The 22,002-nt window shown below is 67.4% G+C and carries 21 protein-coding genes; 10 read left to right on the top strand and 11 right to left on the bottom strand.

The window, feature by feature from the left end; translation table 11 throughout:
* The first annotated feature begins 22 nt into the window (after positions 1-22).
* From EO081_RS06585 to EO081_RS06575, 3 genes are read left to right on the top strand one after another with little or no spacing between them, the layout of a single operon-like run.
* Positions 23-1,180 carry a bifunctional 2-C-methyl-D-erythritol 4-phosphate cytidylyltransferase/2-C-methyl-D-erythritol 2,4-cyclodiphosphate synthase gene (locus EO081_RS06585; RefSeq protein ID WP_129341061.1) on the top strand — a complete coding sequence of 386 codons (1,158 nt, stop codon included), beginning with the start codon at positions 23-25 and terminating at the stop codon, positions 1,178-1,180.
* The gene (locus EO081_RS06580) at positions 1,177-1,695 is read left to right on the top strand and encodes a hypothetical protein (protein ID WP_129341060.1); all 519 of its coding nucleotides are present in this window, start codon (positions 1,177-1,179) and stop codon (positions 1,693-1,695) included. Before EO081_RS06585 ends, EO081_RS06580 begins: the two co-directional genes overlap by 4 nt.
* A 4-nt stretch (positions 1,696-1,699) precedes the next feature.
* Positions 1,700-2,236 (top strand): CinA family protein, encoded by a 537-nt coding sequence (locus EO081_RS06575; protein WP_129341059.1) that lies wholly within the window; start codon positions 1,700-1,702, stop codon positions 2,234-2,236.
* Here the strand turns inward: EO081_RS06575 and EO081_RS06570 are convergent.
* Complete coding sequence (locus tag EO081_RS06570; RefSeq protein WP_129341058.1) at positions 2,161-2,658, bottom strand: type II toxin-antitoxin system RatA family toxin; 498 nt, start codon at positions 2,656-2,658, stop codon at positions 2,161-2,163. The two genes, EO081_RS06575 and EO081_RS06570, sit on opposite strands and share 76 nt — an antisense overlap.
* A gap of 5 nt (positions 2,659-2,663) precedes the next feature.
* Positions 2,664-3,590: a lipoyl synthase gene (lipA, locus tag EO081_RS06565; protein WP_129341057.1), complete on the bottom strand. Its 927-nt coding sequence runs from the start codon at positions 3,588-3,590 to the stop codon at positions 2,664-2,666.
* Positions 3,591-3,718: 128 nt separating this feature from the next.
* Here lipA and EO081_RS06560 point away from each other — a divergent pair, with 128 nt between their 5' ends.
* Complete coding sequence (locus EO081_RS06560) at positions 3,719-4,348, top strand: carbonic anhydrase (RefSeq protein ID WP_129341056.1); 630 nt, start codon at positions 3,719-3,721, stop codon at positions 4,346-4,348.
* A gap of 3 nt (positions 4,349-4,351) precedes the next feature.
* Here the strand turns inward: EO081_RS06560 and EO081_RS06555 are convergent, their stop codons facing one another.
* Together EO081_RS06555 and aspS are read right to left on the bottom strand one after the other, a co-directional pair.
* Positions 4,352-5,125 (bottom strand): polyphosphate kinase 2 family protein, encoded by a 774-nt coding sequence (locus EO081_RS06555; protein WP_129341055.1) that lies wholly within the window; start codon positions 5,123-5,125, stop codon positions 4,352-4,354.
* A gap of 219 nt (positions 5,126-5,344) precedes the next feature.
* Positions 5,345-7,174 (bottom strand): aspartate--tRNA ligase, encoded by a 1,830-nt coding sequence (gene aspS, locus EO081_RS06550; protein ID WP_129341054.1) that lies wholly within the window; start codon positions 7,172-7,174, stop codon positions 5,345-5,347.
* 166 nt (positions 7,175-7,340) lie between these two features.
* On the opposite strand from aspS, the gene rnd reads away from it, so the two are divergent.
* Together rnd and EO081_RS06540 are read left to right on the top strand one after the other, a co-directional pair.
* Positions 7,341-8,516 carry a ribonuclease D gene (gene rnd, locus EO081_RS06545; RefSeq protein WP_129341053.1) on the top strand — a complete coding sequence of 392 codons (1,176 nt, stop codon included), beginning with the start codon at positions 7,341-7,343 and terminating at the stop codon, positions 8,514-8,516.
* Complete coding sequence (locus EO081_RS06540) at positions 8,513-8,818, top strand: I78 family peptidase inhibitor (protein WP_129341052.1); 306 nt, start codon at positions 8,513-8,515, stop codon at positions 8,816-8,818. The genes rnd and EO081_RS06540 overlap by 4 nt, the downstream gene beginning before the upstream one ends.
* Here EO081_RS06540 and EO081_RS06535 read toward each other — a convergent pair.
* Genes EO081_RS06535 through EO081_RS06520 form a run of 4 tightly spaced genes read right to left on the bottom strand, consistent with a single transcriptional unit; the run spans position 8,796 to position 14,358 of the window.
* Complete coding sequence (locus EO081_RS06535; protein WP_129341051.1) at positions 8,796-10,325, bottom strand: Ppx/GppA family phosphatase; 1,530 nt, start codon at positions 10,323-10,325, stop codon at positions 8,796-8,798. The two genes, EO081_RS06540 and EO081_RS06535, sit on opposite strands and share 23 nt — an antisense overlap.
* Before the next feature lie 3 nt (positions 10,326-10,328).
* A complete protein-coding gene (locus tag EO081_RS06530; protein ID WP_129341050.1) occupies positions 10,329-12,458 on the bottom strand; it encodes an RNA degradosome polyphosphate kinase in 2,130 nt (709 codons plus the stop codon).
* Positions 12,455-13,096 carry a P-loop NTPase family protein gene (locus EO081_RS06525; RefSeq protein WP_129341049.1) on the bottom strand — a complete coding sequence of 214 codons (642 nt, stop codon included), beginning with the start codon at positions 13,094-13,096 and terminating at the stop codon, positions 12,455-12,457. Before EO081_RS06525 ends, EO081_RS06530 begins: the two co-directional genes overlap by 4 nt.
* A complete protein-coding gene (locus tag EO081_RS06520) occupies positions 13,093-14,358 on the bottom strand; it encodes a heavy-metal-associated domain-containing protein (protein ID WP_129341048.1) in 1,266 nt (421 codons plus the stop codon). The genes EO081_RS06525 and EO081_RS06520 overlap by 4 nt, the downstream gene beginning before the upstream one ends.
* Positions 14,359-14,419: 61 nt before the next feature.
* On the opposite strand from EO081_RS06520, the gene purM reads away from it, so the two are divergent.
* Genes purM through EO081_RS06505 form a run of 3 tightly spaced genes read left to right on the top strand, consistent with a single transcriptional unit; the run spans position 14,420 to position 17,004 of the window.
* Positions 14,420-15,526, top strand: a complete 1,107-nt coding sequence (purM, locus tag EO081_RS06515; protein WP_129341047.1) for a phosphoribosylformylglycinamidine cyclo-ligase — start codon at positions 14,420-14,422, stop codon at positions 15,524-15,526.
* Positions 15,519-16,364 carry a phosphoribosylglycinamide formyltransferase gene (gene purN / locus EO081_RS06510; RefSeq protein WP_129341046.1) on the top strand — a complete coding sequence of 282 codons (846 nt, stop codon included), beginning with the start codon at positions 15,519-15,521 and terminating at the stop codon, positions 16,362-16,364. The genes purM and purN overlap by 8 nt, the downstream gene beginning before the upstream one ends.
* The gene (locus tag EO081_RS06505) at positions 16,354-17,004 is read left to right on the top strand and encodes a hypothetical protein (protein WP_129341045.1); all 651 of its coding nucleotides are present in this window, start codon (positions 16,354-16,356) and stop codon (positions 17,002-17,004) included. The genes purN and EO081_RS06505 overlap by 11 nt, the downstream gene beginning before the upstream one ends.
* A 68-nt stretch (positions 17,005-17,072) precedes the next feature.
* On the opposite strand, the gene ndk is transcribed toward EO081_RS06505, so the two are convergent.
* The 3 genes from ndk to EO081_RS06490 all read right to left on the bottom strand — a co-directional run bounded on the left by ndk (position 17,073) and on the right by EO081_RS06490 (position 19,522).
* A complete protein-coding gene (gene ndk / locus EO081_RS06500; protein ID WP_125959627.1) occupies positions 17,073-17,495 on the bottom strand; it encodes a nucleoside-diphosphate kinase in 423 nt (140 codons plus the stop codon).
* 94 nt (positions 17,496-17,589) lie between these two features.
* Positions 17,590-18,030 carry a DNA polymerase III subunit chi gene (locus tag EO081_RS06495; RefSeq protein ID WP_129341044.1) on the bottom strand — a complete coding sequence of 147 codons (441 nt, stop codon included), beginning with the start codon at positions 18,028-18,030 and terminating at the stop codon, positions 17,590-17,592.
* A gap of 16 nt (positions 18,031-18,046) precedes the next feature.
* Positions 18,047-19,522, bottom strand: a complete 1,476-nt coding sequence (locus EO081_RS06490; RefSeq protein WP_129341043.1) for a leucyl aminopeptidase — start codon at positions 19,520-19,522, stop codon at positions 18,047-18,049.
* Positions 19,523-19,698: 176 nt separating this feature from the next.
* Between EO081_RS06490 and EO081_RS06485 the strand changes: the two genes are divergently transcribed.
* Positions 19,699-21,942 (top strand): LPS-assembly protein LptD, encoded by a 2,244-nt coding sequence (locus tag EO081_RS06485; RefSeq protein ID WP_129341042.1) that lies wholly within the window; start codon positions 19,699-19,701, stop codon positions 21,940-21,942.
* Positions 21,943-22,002 lie beyond the last annotated feature (60 nt).

The raw sequence follows: 22,002 nt of genomic DNA, 5'->3' as shown, positions 1-22,002 counted from the left end.
GGCTTGCGCTAACCGGCGGCGCATGAACGGCCATCGCACGGTCGCGCTGATCGTCGCCGCGGGTCGTGGCGAACGGTCGGGCAGCGCGCTTCCCAAGCAATTCGCATCGGTCGCGGGTCGACCGATGGTGGCGCACAGCCATGCGGCACTCGCCGGGCACGCCGCCGTCGACGCGGTCGTGGTGGTCACCGGCACCGATCAATTCCATGCGGTCCAAGTGGCGGTCGGACCGGTGCAGTGCGTGGCTGGCGGCGCGACCCGCCGGCAGTCGGTTCTCGCGGGCCTCGAGTCGATCGCCGCTGCCGGCGGTGCCGACCGGGTGCTGATCCACGATGCGGCGCGCCCCTTCCTGCCGACGCAGGTGATCGACAGGCTGCTCGGCGCCCTCGACTCCGCTTCGGGCGCCGTACCGGTCCTCGCGGTCGCGGATACGGTCGCGCGATGCGGCGGCGCCTTGGGTGACGTAGTACCGCGCGACGGTCTGGTGCGGGTGCAGACGCCCCAGGCCTTTATCTTTTCGGAGATCCTCGCTGCGCACCGCGGCTGGTCCGGCGATGCGGAGCCTACCGATGATGCACAGATGCTCCGCGCCGCCGGGGGGATGGTTGCGCCGGTGACAGGAGATACGATGCTCGAGAAGGTCACGTATCCGGACGATTTCGCCGCGGCCGAGGCTCGCGCGGCGGCGCGCTACCGCGTTCGCAGCGCAACGGGGTACGACGTCCACCGCCTCGAGGCGGGTGAGGAACTCTGGCTCGGGGGCGTCCTGATCCCGCACGATCGCGGCCTTTCGGGTCACAGCGACGCAGACGTCGGCCTTCATGCGCTCACGGACGCGCTGCTCGGGACGATCGGTGCGGGGGACATCGGGACCCACTTCCCGCCTACCGATCCGCAGTGGAAGGGGGCTGCGTCCGACCGGTTCCTGGTCCATGCCGCAGATCTGATCCGCGCCCGCGGCGGCATCATCGACTTCGTCGACCTGACGCTGATCTGCGAAGCGCCCAAGATCGGGCCGCATCGCGAGGCCATCCGCGGGCGGATGGCGGAACTGTTGAACCTCCAGGAAGACCAGGTCAGCATCAAGGCGACTACCACCGAGCGGCTGGGCTTCACCGGCCGTAGCGAAGGCATCGCCGCGCAGGCGATCGCCACCGTCCGAATTCCGGAGGCAGGATGAAGCCCTTCTTTCTCGCAACCCTCGCAGCGTTGCTCGCGACCGGCAGCACCGCTCAGGCGCAGACTGCCGCCTGCGTCACCCGTACCGAGGCGGAGGCGCTGGTCCTGTTCGTGGCCCCCGACCTGATCCGACAGACGGGCCAGCGTTGTGCCACCGTCCTCCCGGCCTCAGCCCTCCTCCGGCAGAGCTCCGGCACCTTGATCGCGAAATATGAGGCGGAGGCGGAGCGCGCCTGGCCGGAAGCACGCAAGGCGTTGCTCAAGATCGCCGGCCCGGATGTGAGCCAGATGCTCGACTCGGCCTTTGCCAAGCCGATGGTCGGCACGCTGGTGGCGCCGCTGGTGACCGGCAACCTGCAGGCGAAGGACTGTGCGACGGTGGAACGCGCCCTGACGCTGGTGCAGCCGCTGCCGGCTCGTAACACCGCCGCGTTGTTGGTCCTCTTCGCACAAGCAGATGCCGCAAGCCCGCGCCCAATGATGCGCCTGCCCCTCTGCCCGGCAGGCAAGGAATAAGAAGATGGATACCATTCTTCCCCCCGAACTCGTCGAAGCCGCGCGACGCGTGGTCGAGGAAAACCGGGCCGCCGGCCGCCGCATCGCCGTCGCGGAAAGCTGCACCGGCGGGCTCGTCTCGGCCGCGATCACGGCGATCCCGGGTTCCTCCGAGGTGTTCGAGGGTGGCCTCGTCACCTATTCGAACGAGCTCAAGGCAAAGGTGCTGAATGTGAGCACCGACGTGCTGGAGACCTTTGGAGCCGTGTCGATCGCCACTGCCTGGAGCATGGCGCAGGGCTTGATCGAGGTGACGGACGCTGATGTCGGCGTCGCAATCACCGGCGTCGCAGGTCCAGGCGGCGGCACGGAGAAGAAGCCGGTGGGAACCGTCGTCTTCGCGCGCGCGGAGCGCGGCGCCGATCCCCAGCACGTCGTCGCGGACTCGCGGCACTTCGAGGTGGAAGGCCGCGGCAACGTCCGTCTTCAGGCGGCGCTGTGTGCGCTCGAGCTGCTGCTTCCCGGAACGTCCGGATTGGAGGAGGCCGCTGTCGCGCCGTAGAGCGCGGCAGCCCGCTCCTCGAACGCCCCGATCATCTTGCGGAGTGCGCGGTCGAATACCTGCCCCGCCAGAAGCTCGAACATCCGGTTCTTGAAGGCGAAGTCGACGCAGAAATCGACCAGCGTGCCCCCCTGCCCGTCAGGCCTGAACCTCCAGTCGTTGTTCAGATACTTCAGCGGCCCGTCGAGATAGTCGACGCGAATGTGGCCAGGCCGCTCCTTGGCGACCTTGGACGTGAAGGTCTCGCGCAGCCCCTTGAAGCCGACGATCATGTCCGCGACCATCTCGGTCTCGCTGTTCGACCGAACCCGGGTCGCGCTCACCCAAGGCAGGAACTCGCCGTAGCGACCGACGTCGGCCACGAGTTCAAACATCTGTTCCGGCGTGTAGGGCAGATGGCGCGTTTCGGAATGGCGCGGCATCGCGTTCAGCCCCGCGCCACGCCGAGCTTCGCGTCGCGGGCGGCGCGCATCTTCTCGAAATCGTCACCCGCATGGTAGCTCGACCGCGTGAGCGGCGAGGACGCGACCAGCAGGAAGCCCTTGGCACGCGCGATCGCCGCATACGCGTCGAACGCCTTGGGCGTCACGAACTCGGCGACCTTGGCATGGCGCGGAGTCGGCTGGAGGTACTGACCCATGGTCAGGAAGTCGATGTCCGCCGACCGCATGTCGTCCATCACCTGGTGCACCTCAAGGCGCTCCTCGCCCAGGCCCAGCATCACGCCGGACTTGGTGAAGATCGAAGGATCGAGCTTCTTCACGCTCTCCAGCAGGCGCAGCGACGCATAATAGCGCGCACCAGGGCGGATCGTCGGATAGAGCCGCGGCACCGTTTCCAGATTGTGGTTGTAGACGTCGGGCCGCGCAGCGACGATCGCCTCGACCGCGGCCTCGTGCTTATTGCGGAAGTCGGGCGTCAGGATTTCGATCGTCGTGGTGGGGTTCGCGCTGCGGATCGCCTCGATCACCTTCACGAACTGCTTCGCGCCGCCGTCGGGCAGGTCGTCACGATCGACCGAGGTGATGACGATGTGGTTCAGCCCCATCTGCGCGGCGGCATCGGCGACATTCTGCGGCTCCATCGGATCAACGGCGCGCGGCATGCCGGTCTTCACGTTGCAGAAGGCGCAGGCGCGGGTGCAGGTGTCCCCCAGGATCATCACCGTGGCGTGCTTCTTGGACCAGCACTCGCCGATGTTGGGGCAGGCCGCTTCCTCGCAGACCGTCGTCAAGCTCTTGGACCGCATCAGCGCGCGCGTCGCCGCGAACCCGGCCGAGGTGGGCGCCTTGACGCGGATCCAGTCGGGCTTGCGTTCGCGGGGCGGGCGGGCGAGCGGCGTCATCTCGTTCATGGGCGCCAGATAGCGCTCGCGGAGCGCTCCCACAACCACCCCGGGCCGGGGAGCGGCGCCCCCGGCGCGGCTCGCACGGACATTCTTTGTTACTCGCCTCGTTCGGCCGGCTTTGTTACCACGACGCCATGACACGCATGACCGACCTCATCGAAGGCTATTACCGCTTCCGCGGCGGTGAATGGCAGGAAGAACGCGAGCGCTGGGCGGAGCTCAAGACGGGCCAGTCCCCGCGGGTGATGATCATCGCCTGCTCGGACAGCCGAGTCGATCCGGCCACGGTCTTCGGCACCCGCCCCGGCGAAGTGTTCGTGGTGCGCAACGTCGCCAACCTGGTCCCCCCGTTCGAAGTCGGCGGCGGCCGCCATGGCGTTTCGGCAGCGCTCGAATTTGCCGTGACCAAGCTTGAGGTCGAGGAGATCCTGGTCCTCGGCCATGGTGCCTGCGGCGGCGTCAACGCGGCGCTCACCCGCAGCCTGGAGCATGCGGCGCCGGGTGAAGGCGGCTTCGTCGCCCACTGGATCGACCTGCTCGACGAGGCGCGTGACCGGGTCCTGGCGAAGCACGGCGACGGTCCCGAGGGCCAGGCGGCCCTTGAGCAGGAAGGCGTCCGGGTCTCCATGGCCAACCTGATGACTTTCCCCTTCGTCAAGGAACGCGTCGAGGATGGTCGCCTGAGCATCCACGGCGCAGTGTTCGCGATCGCCGACGGCAAGCTGCGCGTGCGCGACGAGAACGACGTCTTCTCGGCAGCCTGATCGCTAACCCCCGGCGAGCTGGCCCTTCAGGGTTGCCAGCTCGTCGGACAGAGGCGGCGGGTCCATCGGAACCGCCGCTTCCAGTCGCTCCGCGATCGCGGTGAGTGCCGCGATCCGGGCGGCTTTCTTGTTGTTGCCGTCGATCGCGATCCATGGCGCCTCCGGCGTGTCGGTGCGGGCGAACATGTCCCCCATCGCCGCCAGATAGTCGGCACGCCGGCTGCGATTGTGGAAGTCGTCGGGGCCGGTCTTCCAGCGCTTCCACGGATCGTCGATGCGTGCGCGCAGCCGCTTGTCCTGCTCTTCCTGGGTCACATGCACGAACAGCTTCACCAGCGTGGTGCCGGACGCCACCTGCTGCGCCTCGAACGCGTTGATCTCGTCATAGCCGCGCTGCCATTCGTCAGGGTTGGCGAAGCCTTCCACGCGCTCCACCAGCACGCGACCGTACCAGCTGCGGTCGAACAGCGCGATCGAGCCCGCCGCCGGAAGATCCCGCCAGAACCGCCACAGAAAAGGACGCGCCCGCTCCTCGTCCGTGGGGGCGGCGACCGGATGGACGTTGAAGTGGCGCGGGTCCCAGCGCGCGGTGAGCCGCTGGAGGATGCCGCCCTTGCCGGCGGCATCCCAGCCTTCGAACATGACGATGGCGGAGCGGCCGTGCACGATGTGGGCGACCTGGATGCGCTGCAGGCGCTTCTGCAGCGTCTTCAGGTCCCTGTCATAGTCGCCGCGATATTTGGTGCCGGCCTCATGGTCGGAAAGGCGGATGGTCATAGCGCACCAAGCGCGCGAGCCCCCGGGCCGTTCCCGGGAACACGCCGGCGGCGTGCGCCCGTTGTGGAAGCGGAGCCACGTGCGAGACAACTACCGTATCCCTGCGCAGACAGGGGTCCAGGGCCAAGCAGAACAACAGCCTGCGGCGTGTGAAGCCCTGTGCTCCTGCCTTCGCAGGAGCACAGAAAAGCGGCCTGCAACGGTCCCGCGGAGGCGGGGTCAGCCTGCGGCGTTCGGCGCCACGACCTCGGCGGTGTCCTTCTTCGCCGTGTCCGCGGTCACGCGGATGTTGAGCTCGCGCAGCTGCTTGGTCGAGACGAAGCTGGGCGCGCCCATCATCAGGTCCTCGGCCTTCTGCGTCATCGGGAAGGTGATGACCTCGCGGATGTTCGGCTCGTCGGCCAGCAGCATGACGATGCGATCGACGCCCGGCGCCGATCCGCCGTGGGGCGGCGCGCCGTACTTGAACGCGTTGATCATGCCCGCGAAGTTCGCGTCGACGTCGGCCTGCGAATAGCCGGCGATCTCGAACGCCTTGTACATGATCTCCGGACGATGGTTCCGGATCGCGCCCGACGACAGCTCGATGCCGTTGCAGACAATGTCGTACTGGTAGGCGAGGATGTCGAGCGGGTCCTTGGTCTCCAGCGCCTCCAGCTCGCCCTGCGGCATCGAGAAGGGATTGTGGCTGAAGTCGACCTTCTTGGCGTCCTCGTCATATTCGAACATGGGAAAGTCGACGATCCAGCAGAATTCGAAGCGGCTGTCGTCGATCAGGCCGAGCTGGTCGGCGACGCGGGTGCGGGCGAGGCCCGCGAGCTTGGCGGCCTGCGCTTCCTTGCCGGCGGCAAAGAACACGCCGTCGTCCGGCCCGAGGCCCAGCGCCTCGGCGATCTTGGCCATGCCTTCCTCGCCGTGGTTCTTGGCGATCGGGCCGCCCCACTCGCCGCCCTTGCGGGTGGCATAGCCGAGGCCCGCGAAGCCCTCCGACTGCGCCCAGCTGTTCATGTCGTCGAAGAACTTGCGGCTCTTCTCCGCCGTGCCCGGTGCCGGCACCGCGCGCACCACGTCGCCCGCTTCCACGATCGAGGCGAAGCGGCCGAACCCCGAGCCCTGGAACAGCTCCGACACGTCCGTGATGATCAACGGGTTGCGCAGGTCCGGCTTGTCGTTGCCGTACTTCAGCATCGACTCGCGGTACGGGATGCGCTGGAACGGCAGCGGCGAGACAGTGCGTCCCTTGCCCTGCCAGTCGGCGAACTGCTCGAACACGCCGTGCAGCACCGGCTCGATCGCGGCGAACACGTCGTCCTGCGTGACGTAGCTCATCTCGAAATCGAGCTGGTAGAACTCACCGGGCGAGCGGTCGGCGCGGGCATCCTCGTCGCGGAAGCAGGGCGCGATCTGGAAATAGCGGTCGAAGCCGGCGACCATCAGCAGCTGCTTGAACATCTGCGGCGCCTGCGGCAGCGCGTAGAACTTGCCCGGATGGACGCGGCTGGGCACCAGATAGTCGCGCGCGCCTTCGGGGCTCGACGCGGTCAGGATCGGCGTCTGGAACTCGGTGAAGCCCTGCTCGATCATGCGCTGGCGCAGCGACGCGATCACCTGCGCGCGCAGCATGATGTTGGCGTGCACCTTTTCACGACGCAGGTCGAGGAAGCGATAGCGCAGGCGGATGTCCTCGGGATATTCGGCATCACCCGCCACCGGCATCGGCAGCTCCTGCGCCATCGACTGGACGGTCACGGCGCGCGCGAACACCTCGATTTCGCCGGTGGCCAAATTCGGGTTCACCGTTGCTTCGCTCCTGCGCTTTACCACACCGTCGATCGTCACCACCGATTCCGCGCGCAGCGACTCGAGCGTCGGCAGCGCCGGCGAATCGCTGTCGGCGACGATCTGGGTGATGCCGTAATGGTCGCGCAGATCGATGAAGAGCACGCCGCCATGGTCGCGCTTGCGATGCACCCAACCCGACAGGCGGACTTGCTGGCCGTCGTTCTCGGCGTCCAGCTGGCTGCAGTTGTGCGTACGATAGGCGTGCATAGTGCAATCTCTAGATTGCGCCGCCCAGCGGGAGCCGGGATTTCGCAAGCACGACGCTCTCAACGCGAAATCCCCGACCCATGCTGAAACGGCGAGGAAAGGCAGGCCCGCCGCTTCCCTCCCCATCCCCCTTTTGTCAACCCGCGGCACCGCCTATGGGCATGCGATGCACATCCATCCGTTGATCACCGACAGCGCCGCCCTTGCCGATCTGTGCGCTCGTCTCGCCACTGCCGACTATGTCTGCGTCGACACCGAATTCATGCGCGAGAACAGCTATTACCCCGAGCTGTGCCTGATCCAGATCGCCGACGACAAGGAAGCCGCTGCGATCGATCCGATGGCGCCGGGCATCGACCTAAAGCCCCTGCTCGACCTGATGGTCGAGAACGAGGATGTGCTGAAGGTCTTCCACGCCGGCGGCCAGGACCTGGAGATCGTCTACAACCTCACCGGCAAGACGCCCTACCCGCTGTTCGACACCCAGGTGGCCGCCATGGCGCTCGGCCAGGGCGAGCAAGTCGGCTATTCCAACCTCGTCGACGCCTATCTAGGGATCACCGTCGACAAGGGCGCGCGCTTCACCGACTGGAGCCGCCGCCCGCTCGATGCCCGCCAGCTCGACTATGCGATCGCCGACGTGACGCATCTGTCGAAGATCTTTCCCAAGATGCTCAATCGCCTGCGCAAAACCGGCCGCGGCGACTGGCTCGACGAGGAGATGGAGCGGATCGGCAACCCAGCCAACTATTTCAACGATCCGGATGCCGCATGGCAGCGGGTGCGCATCAACAGCCGCAAGCCCGAGGTGCTCGGCCGGCTCAAGGCACTGGCCCGCTGGCGCGAGCTGGAGGCACAGGGCAAGGACCTGCCGCGCGGCCGCATCGTCAAGGACGAGACCATCGCCGATCTCGCCGGCAACCCGCCCAAGAAGCAGGCGGATCTCGCCAAGGTGCGCGGACTGTCGGGCACCTGGGCGGGGAACGACATCGGTGGCCGGCTCATGGCGGCGCTGGCCGATGCGACGCCGCTTCCCGCAGCCGAGATGCCGAGCCGCGAGGAACGCGGCCCCTCGCTGGGCAAGGAGGGCGCGCTGGTCGCCGATCTTCTGAAGCTGCTGCTCAAGATCCGCGCGCGCGACATCAACGTCGCCGCCCGCCTGCTCGCGCGTTCCGACGAGCTGGAAGCCTTGGCGGCCGGCCAGCGGGACAAGTTGCCGATCTTGCAGGGTTGGCGGTACGAGCAGTTCGGACGCGACGCGCTCGCCCTGGTGGAAGGCCGCATGGCCTTCTCCGTGGGCGGCGGGAAGCTCAAGATGACGTTGACGGAGGCTGCAGAATGATCCGGAATCTTCTTCCCCTGGTGGCGCTTGCCGGCTGCACGCCGATGGTTGCGACGGAGACACCGCAGGCCGGCCCTGAGGCTGCAGCGCCCGGCGACGGTTCGTGCAAGATCGACGGTCTTACGGACCTGGTCGGCCAGGCCGCATCCTCCGACTTGGCAGCGGACGCGATGCGGCGTTCCGGCGCCCGCACGATGCGATGGATCGGCCCCGACACCGCCGTCACCATGGATTTCCGGCCCGATCGGCTCAACATCGACACCGACGCAGGCGGCAAGGTCACCCGCTTTCACTGCGGCTGACGGCTCCGCCCGCGGCAGCCTCAAGCCCGAACGCGCTCGCCAGAGCGCGGTGGCGCTTCTCAACGGCTTCCCCGTACAAGGCGGCATCGACAGGAGCGTAGCGCAGGCGGATTGCACCGTCGGCGCGCTCCAGGCGCGTACGGTTGAGGGGCGCCGCAAGACCGCCGCTCAACCGTTGGCCCAGACGCATTGCCAGGCCCCAGCGCCGCGCCGTCTCCAGCATCCCGGATCGGGCTAGCGTCGCGAGTGGCGCCGGCGAGTCGCCTCCGCCGCCCAGCGCCGTATGCAGCGCTTGAGCGACCATGGCGCGGCCGGCCGCATCGATCGCCACCCATTGCCCGTGCAGCGCGATTTCCACGCCGCGGTCGGCGCGGAAATCCGGATTGGCATGCCAGCCCACGTCCGCCAACAGACAGGCGGCGTGACGAAGCCGCGCCAGTTCGGCAGGTTCGTCCGTGAACAGTGGCGAGATCCACTGGTTCAGCAGGTCGCCATGTTCCTCGAACCGAGAGAGCCGGCGCCCTTCCTCGCGTGCGGCCGCCAGTAGCGGATCCTCTTGCCGAGCCTCCGGATCGAGCGCCTGGAAGAGCAGTCCCTCGCGAAGGCCAAAGGACGAGGTCACGGTCCGCTCGCAGCCGAGACCGGCGAGAACGACCGAAAGCAACGCGGTCGCATCCTTCAGCGTCGGAATGCGTCCCGATGAGAGATTGGGAACCGCCTTCAGCTCCTGCTTGGTAGCGGTTGCCAGCATCGCTTCCAGGCTGCGAATACGCGCGGCGGACATGGCGTAGCCGTTGACGATCGGCAGCGGATACTGGGTCAGGTGCATGTCGAGTTGCGTCAGCCCCCGCCAGGATCCTCCCACGAGGTAGAAGGGCAGCTCCGAGCCCTGCCCCGCCCAGCCGCTCTCCTTCAGCACGCCGGCGACATGGCGCGCGAGCGCATCCTTGCCCGTTTCGCGGATAGCAGCGATGCGCAGGACGCCCAAGGGAAAGGATGTACGCTCGCGCACCTCCCCCTTTGCGACACGAACCAGCTCCAGGCTTCCGCCGCCCAAGTCTCCGACGATGCCGTCCGCGTCCGGGAATGCGGAGAGCACGCCGTAGCCGGCGCCGATCGCCTCCGCTTCGCCCGGCAGTATCTCGACCTCGAGCCCCTCGGCCGCCGCGAGCGCGATCAGGTCGGAACCGTTGCTCGCGTCGCGCACCGCCGCGGTGGCGACGGTGCGGACTTCCTCTACGGCCATTTCGCGAGTCAGCCATGCGAACCGTGCGAGCGCCGTCGCCGCCATCGCCATCGCCTTTCGGTCGATGCTGCCGGTGCGGCTGAGCGATCCGCCCAGACCAGCCAACACCTTCTCGTTGAAGAGGACGGACGGCAGCCGCGGCGGGCCGTCATAGACCACCAGGCGAACCGAGTTGGAGCCGATGTCGATGATCGCGTTCCGAGCCGTAACGGGTGCGACCGGCACCGCGGCAGGCGCGCGGAGAAGGGAAAGCAGCGCCATGGGTCAACCGTCCTGTTCGGTGAGATGCTGTCGCAGGGATAGTTCCTGCGGCATGGTGTCATCGAGTGCCGCGCCGCGCCCGGACAGCGAGGGATTGGTCATGAAGTAGCGGTGGAGGTTGAAGCCGGGACCGTCGACTTCCACGCGCTTGTAGCTGCCGTCCGGTCCCAGTTCCCAGCTTTGCTCCTCGTCGATCAGGTTGGCGAGCAGCACCTGGTCGAGCACCTGCTCGTGCACGGTTGGATTGGTGATCGGCAGCAGATATTCCACCCGCCTGTCGAAATTGCGCGGCATCCAGTCGGCCGACGAGATGAACAGCAGAGCCTCGTCATTCGGCAAAGCACTGCCGTTGCCGAAGGCCCAGATGCGGCTGTGCTCCAGAAAGCGCCCCACGATCGATTTGACGCGGATGTTCTCGGACATGCCGGGTACACGCGGGCGCAGGCAGCAGATCCCCCGGATCACCAGCTCGATCTGCACGCCGGCGCAACTCGCCTCGTACAGTTTGTCGATCACGGCCGGATCCACCAGCGAGTTCATCTTCGCCCAGACCGCCCCTTCCCGACCGGCCTTTGCGTGGCAAATCTCTCCCTCGATCAGCTCGATGAGGCGGTCGCGCAGGTTGCGCGGCGAGATCGCGAGCCGCTCCAGATGCGCAGGCTCCACATAGCCGGTGATATAGTTGAACACCTGCACGGCATCGCGCCCGATCACCGGGTCGGCGGTGAAGAAGCTGAGGTCCGTGTAGATGCGCGCGGTGACCGGATGATAGTTGCCGGTGCCGAAGTGGCAGTAGGTCCGTACCCCGCCATCCTCCCGCCGTACGACCATCGAGATCTTCGCGTGGGTCTTCCAGTCAATGAAGCCGTAGACGACCTGAACGCCGGCGCGCTCGAGGGCCGACGCCCAATAGAGGTTCTGCTCCTCGTCGAACCGCGCCTTGAGCTCCACCACCGCGGTGACCGACTTCCCCGCCTCGGCAGCTGCGATCAGGGCGCTGACGACCGCGGATTGCTTGCCCGCCCGGTACAGCGTCTGCTTGATCGCGAGCACATCCGGATCCGCCGCCGCCTGCTTCAGAAAGGCAAGTACGACATCAAAGGTCTCGTACGGATGATGGACGACGATGTCCTTCGCCCGGATTGCCGCGAAGCAGTCCCCACCGAACTCGCGGATGCGCTCCGGGAACCGCGGGCTGAACGGCGGGAACTTGAGCTCGGGGCGATCCTCCTCGACGAGCAGGGAGAGATCGCCCAGGCCCAGGAAGCCGCTTCTCTCGATGAGCAGCGCGTCGCTGCCGCCGAGTTCCTCCTTCAAGATGCTGAGGAGGCCGTCGCTGATGCCGCTTTCGACCTCCAGCCGAATCACGCGGCCGCGCCGGCGCCGCTTGATCGCGGAACGGAAGTAGAGAACCAGATCCTCAGCCTCCTCCTCTAGTTCGATGTCGCTGTCGCGCAGGACGCGGAAATCGGCTGACGCCCGGACCTCGTACCCAGGAAAAAGCAACGACGAGAAGCGCTTGATCAGCGTTTCTATCGCTACGTGTCGCGCGGGTGTGCCGGGCAGGCGAACGAAGCGCGGAGCCGCGGCCGGCAAGAGCACCAGTTCCCGCACGGCAGCACCGTCGGCGACCCGGACGAGATCGAAGATCACGCTGGATCCCTGGTTGGGGATGAACGGGAACGGGTGCGCCGGATCCAGCGCCTGCGGCGTGATCATCGGAAACAGCTGTTCCTGGAAGTGCCGGCGCAGCCACGCCTCCGCCTCCCCCGCGATGGCGTCGCTTTCGAGGACGAAGATGCCCGCCTCCCCGAGCGCTTCCGCAAGGTCGTTCCAGATCCGCTGCTGGCTCGCCACCAGTGCCGCTGCATCCTCCACGATCGCCGCAAGCTGCTGGGCTGGCGTGAGGCCGTCTATCGACTTGAGCTCCACGCCCTGCATCACCTGGCCCTTCAGCCCGGCGACGCGCACCATGAAGAACTCGTCGAGGTTGCTCGCCGAAATCGAGAGAAACCGCAGCCGTTCCAGCAAGGGATGCGCCGGGTTGCAGGCCTCCTCCAGCACCCGCCGATTGAAAGCCAGCCAGGAAAGTTCGCGGTTGAAATATCCTTGGCCGCTTTCCGTCACCTTCAAGCTCCCTCTTGTTCCACGCTCGCTGGCGGTGCGTTCGGCACCAGTCCCGCCTTTGTCAGGACCGGCCGGGCCGTTGCGATCGACAGCCGCCGGTTCTGGCGAACCATGGCATCTTCCTCCAGCGCTTCGACAACGCCGAGGACGCTGATGTAGCTCGGTTCCACCCGGCGCGTGATCCAGTCGATCAATCCCGGTCCCGCGACGAGCTCCCGTCGCTCGAGCAGATAATCCAGGAGCGAGGCCACGAGCCGCGCGTCGGGAAGTCCCAGCGCCAACACCGGAGTGGCGCCGATCCGCGACCGGAGATCCGGCAGGCGGACGTCCCAGGCCGGCGGTGGTGCGTCGGCGACGACCAGCAGCGGCCGTCGCTCGGCCTGCGCGCGGTTCCACGCATGGAAGATGTCGACCTCGCTCTGGCGCTCGGCATCGTCGATGACCGTGCCGCCGGTACGCAGCGCGAAGAGTCGAGCCAGCAGGGAGCGGCCGGATTTACGGGGCCCGACCAGCAGCGCGGCCATGACTGGCCAGGTGCCCCAATGCTCCAGATGGTGGACGGCGTGAGCGTTGATGTCGCTCACCAGAAACTCGTCCGCCCGCGCGCCCACCGGCTGACCCAGCGGCAGGTCGAGCTGCATCATCCGCCGGTCGGTGCCGCCGGTGCGGCGGAGGGAGTGGGCGAAGGGGTGCCGACGGCGCGGCGAATCCGCAGCACGCCCCCGCCTTGGGTCACCTGCCAGCCGCGCGCCTGCAAGGCTGCGGAGAGGACGGCGGGGTCACCATCGAAGACGACGCGCATGACGGACACGCCACCCAGCGCGAGACTGGTCGTGACCGCGGAACGGACGCCGGCCACCGCGCGGACAGAGGCTTCCGAGGATGCGACCGCAGCGACGCCGGGCGTATCAAACTGGATCGACAGCGTGGTGCGGCCTTCCGGTGTGCCCGTGACCACCTCCGATCCCGTGTCTGCCGAGCCTGGTGCGGGTACGTTCACGGTCGGGAGCGGTTGGCCCGGCGGCGGTGCACTGAGCGCTGGATCGATGCGCAAGGCCCCCTGACGAAGCGCCTGCTGATACGCCGCGTCGATCCGGCGGACGCCCTCGTCCAGCAGCGCCGGCAGCGCATCGCTGCGCTCGACCCGCAAGGTGAATCGGGTGAGCACATGATGGTCCGGACCATAGCCGGCGGAGAAGTCGGCGATCACCGGGCCACCGGGCCACTGACGCCGCAGCTTCACCTGCGGGATCAGGACGTCGGCTGCGCCATATTGATCAAGGATGGTGCGCCACCAGCCACGACCGCGACGGCTTACCTGGCCGCCGTTCACCAGCAACGCGTCTGGTCCGGTGCCCGTCAGCCGGACATAGTCGATGACGCTGTTGCCGGTGCGGAACCGTGCCCACGCCTCCTGCCAGGGCGTGGCCCGTTCGAACACCGTCGCCGCGCCGCCGGATTCCTGAAGCGGCACGACCAGCAGCGCTGGCGAGCGGAGCGTTTCTCCGGCGACACCCAGGATCGAGCCCGCGCGCCCGCGATTGAACAGCACCCCCAGCTTCGCGATGTAGCGGTTCGGGCCGATTTGCTCATTTTCGATGACGATGCCGCTCACCAGCGAGTCGAGCGCCGAATCGGGCAGCGAGCCCGGACGACCCGTCAGCCGCCGTGACAGCATGTCCCAACCCTTGCGCTGCGCCAGGCGCCAGCCCGCGGTTCTCGCCGCCTCGGCATTGGCGCCCGCTACATCGACGGACACCCCGGAAACCTCGAAACTCCCGGAACTTGCGATCGGGGCGACGCCGCGGCCACTGTCCTCAATCTGGGCGATCACGGCACCGCCGGTGGCAAGCAGCGCCACCAACAGGCCGGCACGCAGAGTTCGGGAAAAGCGCAAGCAAGGCATCGGCCGCCTTTTGACGAAGCGGGCGTGGAAATCCAAGCAGGATATGGCTAGTCGGTCACCCATGAGCACCGAAGACGCGGGCGCGACGCCCTATACCTACGCCGGAGCCGGCGTTTCGATCGCCGCGGGCAACGCCCTGGTACGGGCCATTGCGCCGCTTGCGCGCTCGACCCGCCGCAGCGGTGCCGACGCCGACCTGGGCGGCTTCGGCGGCATCTTCGATCCCAAGGCGGCCGGGTTCAAGGACCCCCTCCTGGTGGCGGCGAACGACGGGGTCGGCACCAAGCTGAAGCTGGCGATCGAGCACAACGCCCACGACGGCGTGGGGATAGACCTGGTGGCGATGTGTGCCAACGATCTGATCGTCCAGGGCGCCGAACCGCTGTTCTTCCTGGATTACTACGCCAGCGGCAAGCTGGAGCCCGATGTGGCCGAGCGCGTGATCGCCTCGATCGCAGAGGGCTGTCGGCAGGCAGGATGCGCGCTGATCGGCGGCGAGACGGCGGAGATGCCGGGCATGTATGCCGCGGACGACTATGATCTTGCGGGCTTCTGCGTTGGCGCGGTCGAGCGCGAGCAGTTGCTCACCAAGGGGCGCGTCCAGGTGGGTGACGTGATCCTGGGGCTCGCCTCCTCCGGGGTCCATTCGAACGGGTTCTCGCTGGTCCGCCGACTCGCCGCGGACAAGGGCTGGAAGCTCGACCGGCCCGCGCTCTTCGACCAGGACCGTCTGCTGATCGACGCGCTGATGGCGCCGACGCGGATCTACGTGAAGAGCCTGCTGCCGCTGCTGCGGGAGGAGCGCATCCACGGGCTGGCCCACATCACGGGCGGCGGTCTGCTCGAGAACATACCGCGCGTCCTCCCCGACGGCTGCCATGCCCGCGTCGACGCCGATGCCTGGGAACAGCCGCGACTGATGGCGTTCCTCCAGGCACAGGGTGCGATCGAGCCGGAGGAGATGGCACGGACCTTCAACTGCGGCATCGGCATGGCCGTGCTCGTTGCCCCGCAGGAGGCAGAAGGTGTCGCAGCCGCCCTGGAAGAGGCCGGCGAGCAGGTCTTCCGCATCGGCACGGTCGAGGCGGGTGACTGCGGCTGCACTGTGGTCGGAAGCGCCGGTACCTGGAGCGGGCGCAGCGACTGGTCGGCGACCCACCTTGGCTGAGAATGCCCGCCGCAAGCTCGGCATTCTCATCTCGGGCCGCGGCTCGAACATGGCGGCGCTGGTCGAGGCGGCCCGGCCATCGGATTGTCCGTTCGAAGTCGCGTTGGTGGCAAGCGACAATCCCGAAGCGGCTGGCCTGGCCTGGGCGGCCGAACAGGGCATCGCCACCTTCGCGCAGAGCCCGAAGGGAATGCCGAAGGCCGAATATGAAGCGCGCATCGACGCGGCACTTCGGAGCGCCGGCGTCGAGTTGATCGCACTTGCTGGCTATATGCGCCTGCTCTCGCCGGGCTTCGTCGGGCGCTGGGCCGGTCGCATCCTGAACATCCATCCCTCGCTGCTGCCGAAGTACAAGGGCCTCGACACGCACGCCCGCGCCATCGTGGCGGAGGATACGGTCGCCGGCTGCTCCGTTCACCTTGTCACCGAGGAACTGGATGCGGGAGCGGTGCTGGGTCAGGCCAAAGTTCCTGTCCTTACCGGAGACACCGCGGAGGCGCTTGCAGCGCGCGTCCTGGTGGAGGAACATCGCCTCTACCCCCGTGTCCTGGCGGAGTTCGCGCGTACCATGACCGATCCTTCTCTCGCCCGCGTTCGCAGCCTCGCCCTCGTCCTGCCGGAAGTCGAGGAGACTAGCGGGAGCGACGGACCGAGCTTCTCCGTCGACGGCACGGCGTTTGCGCGCATGATCGCCGGTGGCCTGGAGGTACGCGGCGAAAGCGGATGGCGGACACTCACGGTCGACGAGAACGCCGACTGGACGGCGATCGGCGACGCCATCGCGTGGGGCTGGGAATTGGCTGCACCGCAGTCGTTGCTGGAAGCCGGTGGACGATGAGCGCGCGCGGATGAGCGAGGAACCCCGCAAGCGCTGGCGCTGGTTGACGCTGGCCGAGATCGTCGGTGTCGTCGCCCTGGTCATTTCGGCGCTGACCCTCTGGAACAACGTTTCGCTGCGAAAGGACAGCCAGATCCAGCGTGAGGAGGAAGCCGCCCGCCAGCGCGCGGCTGCGGATGCCCAAGCCCATGTCGCGCAACTCGTCACTCTCGTCGGTACGCCGGGCAGCGGCGGAAGCAGCCTGGAACTGAGCGACGCCAATCACCGGATCGAGCGGATCGAGGTTCGTTTCCCGCCATCGCTCAAGGTGGCGGCAAAGGACGGGGTGCTGGACACCCGGATCGACGCGGATTGGATCGCGGCACCGCTGCTCAAGCTCACCGATGGTGGTGCCGATACCATCCAGGGGCGCCTGCCCATTCGCATCGACAGCCACTACTGGGACGCCGACGTAGAGCGCGAGGACAGCGCAATCTACGAACTGATCTTTGCTACGGAAGGACGCCTGCTCGGCGGCAGGACGCTCAAGCTGCAGGGGGTGGCGCTGAAGCAGCGGCGGCCTGGCACCGGCTCCGACGCACTGCTCGAGAAGCTTTGGGCGGCGGAACAGCGGCGCCTCGCCATTCCCACCAAGAAATAGGGCGCAGCTCCGATCGGAGCTGCGCCCTCTGCTCGGCTGGATCGCCGCCCATGCGGGCGGCGTCCGAATCAGCCGACGATTTCTTCCGGCTTGAAGAAGTAGGCGATCTCGATCGCGGCGTTCTCTTCCGAGTCCGAACCATGGACCGAGTTGGCTTCGATCGACTCGGCCAGTTCCTTGCGGATGGTGCCCGGCTCGGCGTTCGCAGGATTGGTCGCGCCCATGATGTCGCGGTTGCGCTTCACGGCGTCCTCACCCTCGAGCACCTGCACGACCACCGGGCCGGAGATCATGAAGGAGACCAGGTCGTTGAAGAACGGGCGCTCGCTGTGGACCGCGTAGAAGCCCTCGGCCTGTTCCTTGGTCATCTGGATGCGCTTGGATGCGACGACGCGCAGGCCGGCTTCCTCCAGCATCTTGGTGACGGCGCCCGTCAGGTTGCGGCGGGTGGCGTCGGGCTTGATGATCGAAAACGTGCGGGTCGCGGCCATGGCCGTACGGCTCCTTGAGAGAATGGCTTGTTGGAAAGTCGCGGCTCCCTAGTCTCCATGCTGTCTTGATGCAAGCCGGACCGCTCCGGACGGGTCAGGCCGCTTGTTCCCAGCGGCCGCTCTCGCCCTGTTTCCAGTACCGGCGCGACACGTCGGGTCGATCGGCAAGCGTACGCCACGCCTGGCGAGCTTCGACGATCCGTTCGTCGTCGAAGAAATGGAAGGTCCGTTCGAACGCCAGCGCGCCGTCGCGCCACAGGCCGTCCGCAAGCGCAATGTTGCGGGCGCCGTTCGCGGGCTGGAGGTCGCCCGCGATCAGCACCGGCTGGCGGGCGTCGTCCGGCCCGCCCGCCTGCGCGTGCGGCAAGAAGCTCTCCGGGGCGTATGCCCAGAGGCATCGGTCCAGCGCCTGCCGCGCCTCTTCATGTTCGGCCACCACCAGCAGGCGACCGCCACCCGCCACCACCCGCTCGGCGATGCGCGGCAACGCACGCTCGAGCGGAAGCTGGGTCAGGTGATAGAAGTCGACCTGCATGGCAGCGACGGCGCGATCAGCCTTCGAACTGGTCGCGTACGAAGCGGTCCAGGATCCGGACGCCATAGCCGGTCGCGCCCTTGTCCCAGGCCACGCCCGGCTTGTCGGCCCAGACCATGCCGGCGATGTCGAGATGCGCCCACCGAACCTCCGGCTCGACGAAGCGGCCGATGAACTGGGCGGCGGTGATCGAACCGGCACCGCGACCGCCGATGTTCTTCATGTCGGCAATCGGCGAGTCGATCAGCTTGTCGTAAGCCGGCGACAGCGGGAACCGCCACAGCTTGTCGCCCGTCGCCTTGCCGGCCGCAAGCAACTGGTCGGCGAGTGCGTCGTCGTTGGCGAACAGGCCGCCATGCTCGTTGCCCAGCGCGATGATCATCGCGCCGGTCAGCGTCGCCAGGTCGACGATCGTCTTGGGCTTGTGCGTGCGCTGGACCCAGGTGATGGCGTCGCACAGCACCAGGCGGCCTTCCGCGTCGGTGTTGAGGACTTCGATCGTCTGGCCGGACATGGAAGTGACGATGTCGCCAGGGCGCTGAGCGTTGCCGTCGGGCATGTTTTCGACCAGCCCGCACACGCCGATGACGTTAGCCTTCGCCTTGCGCAGCGCCAGCGCCTTCATGGCGCCTGCCACGGCACCCGCGCCGCCCATGTCCCACTTCATGTCTTCCATGCCGGCGCCGGGCTTCAGCGAGATACCGCCGGTGTCGAAAGTCACGCCCTTCCCGACGAACGCGACGTCGACGTCGCCCTCACCCTTTCCGTTCCAGCGCATGGCCAGCAACTGCGCCTCGCGCACGGAGCCCTGGCTCACGCCCAGCAGCGCGCCCATGCCCAGCTCGCGCATGGCGGCCTCATCGAGGACGGTGATCTCGACGCCCAGCTCCTCCAGATGGCGGCAGCGCTCGACGAAGCTCTCGGGATACAGCACGTTCGGCGGCTCGCTCACCAGGGTGCGCGTGAGCGCCAGGCCGTCGGTCAGGGCCTTGGCATCCGCCCAGGCGGCATCGATCCCCTCGGGAGCCCCGACCACTTCGATGCGCTCCAGCGTCGGACGGGCGCTTGCGGGCATGCGGGTGCGGTAGACATCGTGGCGCCAACCCCGCTGTTCTGCTGCGGCGAGCAGCCGCGCGACGGCGGTTGCGCCGGACGTTGCCGAGAGCGTGGAGAAGTCGATCACCAGCGCAGGAATGCCCGCGGTCAGGAATCGAGCGGTCAAGGCACCCCCGGCACGCTCCAGATCCGCCTCGCCTCCGCTGCCGGTGCCGAGCAGGATCACGCGCGCAGCCCCGTCCCCCTGCGGGACGAAAATCTCGGCGATCGTTCCGGGCTCTCCATCGAACCGGGCGCCATCCGCCGCGCCCCGGACCAGCGCTGCGGTGGTGCCTTCCAGACCTGCGTCGCCGAGCGCGGCAATGCCTGATTTCCCGACCGGCAGCACCAGCGCCGCAGCGTCTGCGGGCCGCGAGGAGATGAAACGGATCTGCATCGATAATGTCCCTGTGGTGGAATCGGGCGCCGGACGGCGAGGCTGCACCCTTAGGCCAGGCGCGCCACGCACGCAAAGCGACTGGAGGGCGATTGCGGTTCCCGAATGCGGATGCGATAGGGCCGGTTCATGGATCGCCCCGCGAGCCTCGGCCGCCGCATGGAGAGTAGTTCTAGGTGAAGCGTAGCGTCCTCCTCCTGTCCGGTGCGGTGCAGTTCTGGCTGGCGTTCGGTGGCGCCTCCGCCAGGGCCCAGGATCTTCAGGACCGTCCGGTCACGCCGCCGCCGGCCGAAGCCGCGGCGGCGCCGGCTGCAGAGGACGAAATCCGTTTCACCGCGGACCGGCTCGACTATGACAGCGAGGCCGACGTGGTGACGGCCACTGGCGACGTACGGATGTTCCGGCAGGGAGACCGGCTACGCGCCGATCGCGTGAGCTGGAACCGGAAGTCCGGCCAAGTGATGGCCGAAGGCAACATCGCAGTGACCAACCCGCAGGGTGACACCGCCTATGGCGATCGGATCGAGCTGACCGACTCACTGAAGGACGGCATGATCCAGAACATGCTGGTGGTGCTGGACGAGGGCGGCCGCATCGCCGCCCAGCGCGGCAGTCGGGACGCCGGTGGCGTCATCCAGGTCGAGCAGGCCGCCTACAGCCCCTGTGCCGTCACGGATTCGAACGGCTGTCCGAAACAGCCGTCCTGGCAGATCACCGCCGTCCGCGTGACCTACAATCCGGCGGACCACCGCATTCGCTATTCCGGTGCGCAGCTGAAGCTGTTCAGCCTGCCGGGCATCCCCCTGCCAGCCTTCAGCCATTCGGTCGGCGGCGGCAGTGCCGGTGGCGTGCTCACGCCCTCCTTCCGCATCGATCGGGTGAACGGTGTCGAGGTGGCCGTCCCCTATTACTTCGCGCTCGCGCCGAACCGCGACCTCACCGTCACGCCGCACGTCTTCACTTCGGTCCTGCCGATGCTGGAGGCGGAGTACCGGCAGCTGACCGAGACCGGCGCGCTGCGGGTCATCGGCTATGGGACCTACGGTCGCCGCAGCGACGAGGTTCTCGACAGCGGCGAGACGGTGAACAGCGAGCGATCCTTCCGCGGCTATATCGACGCCGTGGGCCGGTTCCAGCTGGACCCGAACTGGAGCGTCAGCGGGTCGCTACGCCTGCAAAGCGACGACACCTTCCTGCGCCGCTACGATATCTCCCGCGAGGATCGGCTGCGCAACAACATCAAGGTCGAGCGGATCGACGAGAATAGTTATTTCTCCATCGACGGCTGGGCGGTGCAGACGATGCGCACCGGCGACAATCAGAAGATGCAGCCGGTCGCGCTTCCCGCGATCGACTACAGGCGGCGCATTCAGGAGGTCGCCGGCGGCGTCCTGCAGCTTCAGGCGAACACGCTGGCGCTGTTCCGTCAGGAGGGTCAGGATACGCAGCGCGCCTTTGCCTCTGCGCAATGGGACCTGCGACGCGTCACCGACTGGGGACAGCAGGTAACGTTCACCGCCTATGCTCGCGGCGATGTCTACAATGCGAACGACACGCTGGAAACGACGATCGCCAGCTACCGCGGCGATGAGGGCGTGAGCACCCGCGCGATCGGCGCGTTGGCGGTCGACGTACAGTGGCCTTTCGTCGGCGAGGTCTTCGGCGGCACCCAGCGGATCACGCCCCGGTTCCAGGCCGTCGTGTCGCCGCACATCGCCAACCTTTCCCTCCCGAACGAAGACGCCCGCGCGGTCGATCTGGAGGACTCCAATCTTTTCGCGCTCAACCGCTTCGCCGGCTATGATCGGTTCGAGGATTCGACCCGCTTCACCTATGGCGTGGACTACGCGCTCAACCTGCCGGGCGTGGAGATCAACGCGACGGTTGGTCAAAGCTACCGTCTCTCGAAGCGCGAGACGATCCTGCCGGACGGCACCGGCCTCGACGACCGCCTGTCGGACATCGTGGGCCGCACCGAAGTCCGCTTCCGCGACTTCGTGCAGTTCACCCACCGCTACCGCCTGGACAAGGACGGGCTGGCCGTCCGGCGCAACGAAGTCGACGCGACGATCGGATCGCGCCAGACGTACCTCCTGCTGGGCTACCTTCGTCTGAACCGCGACATCGACGCGGTCGAGGATCTGCAGGACCGCGAGGAAGCGCGTGTCGGTGCCCGCGTGCAGTTCGCGCGCTTCTGGTCCGTGTTCGGCTCCGCGACCGTCGATCTCACCGATCGGAGCGAGGACGTTCTTTCCGCCGCGGACGGGTTCGACCCGATCCGCCATCGGATCGGCCTCACCTACGAGGACGACTGCCTGCGACTGGGAGCGACCTGGAAGCGGGACTATCAGGACAATGGTGATGCGCGCGGCGGCAACAGCTATTTGCTGACGCTGGCATTCAAGAACCTGGGCCGCTAAGCCCCTGTTCAGGGACGTGCGGGCAAGGCGAGCGCTGGATCGTGCCCCTGTCGCGCCGGA

Origin of the sequence: Sphingomonas desiccabilis (genome assembly GCF_004135605.1) — a bacterium.
Lineage (GTDB): Bacteria > Pseudomonadota > Alphaproteobacteria > Sphingomonadales > Sphingomonadaceae > Sphingomonas > Sphingomonas desiccabilis.
Note: the sequence above shows the minus strand (reverse complement) of the source record. Positions and strands in the feature narration are given on the sequence as shown.

Coding starts and splice junctions, on each gene's coding strand:
- EO081_RS06585 (WP_129341061.1), top strand. CDS start 23: ATGAACGGCCATCGCACGGTCGCGCTGATCGTCGCCGCGGGTCGTGGC.
- EO081_RS06580 (WP_129341060.1), top strand. CDS start 1,177: ATGAAGCCCTTCTTTCTCGCAACCCTCGCAGCGTTGCTCGCGACCGGC.
- EO081_RS06575 (WP_129341059.1), top strand. CDS start 1,700: ATGGATACCATTCTTCCCCCCGAACTCGTCGAAGCCGCGCGACGCGTG.
- EO081_RS06570 (WP_129341058.1), bottom strand. CDS start 2,658: ATGCCGCGCCATTCCGAAACGCGCCATCTGCCCTACACGCCGGAACAG.
- lipA (WP_129341057.1), bottom strand. CDS start 3,590: ATGAACGAGATGACGCCGCTCGCCCGCCCGCCCCGCGAACGCAAGCCC.
- EO081_RS06560 (WP_129341056.1), top strand. CDS start 3,719: ATGACACGCATGACCGACCTCATCGAAGGCTATTACCGCTTCCGCGGC.
- EO081_RS06555 (WP_129341055.1), bottom strand. CDS start 5,125: ATGACCATCCGCCTTTCCGACCATGAGGCCGGCACCAAATATCGCGGC.
- aspS (WP_129341054.1), bottom strand. CDS start 7,174: ATGCACGCCTATCGTACGCACAACTGCAGCCAGCTGGACGCCGAGAAC.
- rnd (WP_129341053.1), top strand. CDS start 7,341: ATGCACATCCATCCGTTGATCACCGACAGCGCCGCCCTTGCCGATCTG.
- EO081_RS06540 (WP_129341052.1), top strand. CDS start 8,513: ATGATCCGGAATCTTCTTCCCCTGGTGGCGCTTGCCGGCTGCACGCCG.
- EO081_RS06535 (WP_129341051.1), bottom strand. CDS start 10,325: ATGGCGCTGCTTTCCCTTCTCCGCGCGCCTGCCGCGGTGCCGGTCGCA.
- EO081_RS06525 (WP_129341049.1), bottom strand. CDS start 13,096: ATGATGCAGCTCGACCTGCCGCTGGGTCAGCCGGTGGGCGCGCGGGCG.
- EO081_RS06520 (WP_129341048.1), bottom strand. CDS start 14,358: ATGCCTTGCTTGCGCTTTTCCCGAACTCTGCGTGCCGGCCTGTTGGTG.
- purM (WP_129341047.1), top strand. CDS start 14,420: ATGAGCACCGAAGACGCGGGCGCGACGCCCTATACCTACGCCGGAGCC.
- ndk (WP_125959627.1), bottom strand. CDS start 17,495: ATGGCCGCGACCCGCACGTTTTCGATCATCAAGCCCGACGCCACCCGC.
- EO081_RS06495 (WP_129341044.1), bottom strand. CDS start 18,030: ATGCAGGTCGACTTCTATCACCTGACCCAGCTTCCGCTCGAGCGTGCG.
- EO081_RS06490 (WP_129341043.1), bottom strand. CDS start 19,522: ATGCAGATCCGTTTCATCTCCTCGCGGCCCGCAGACGCTGCGGCGCTG.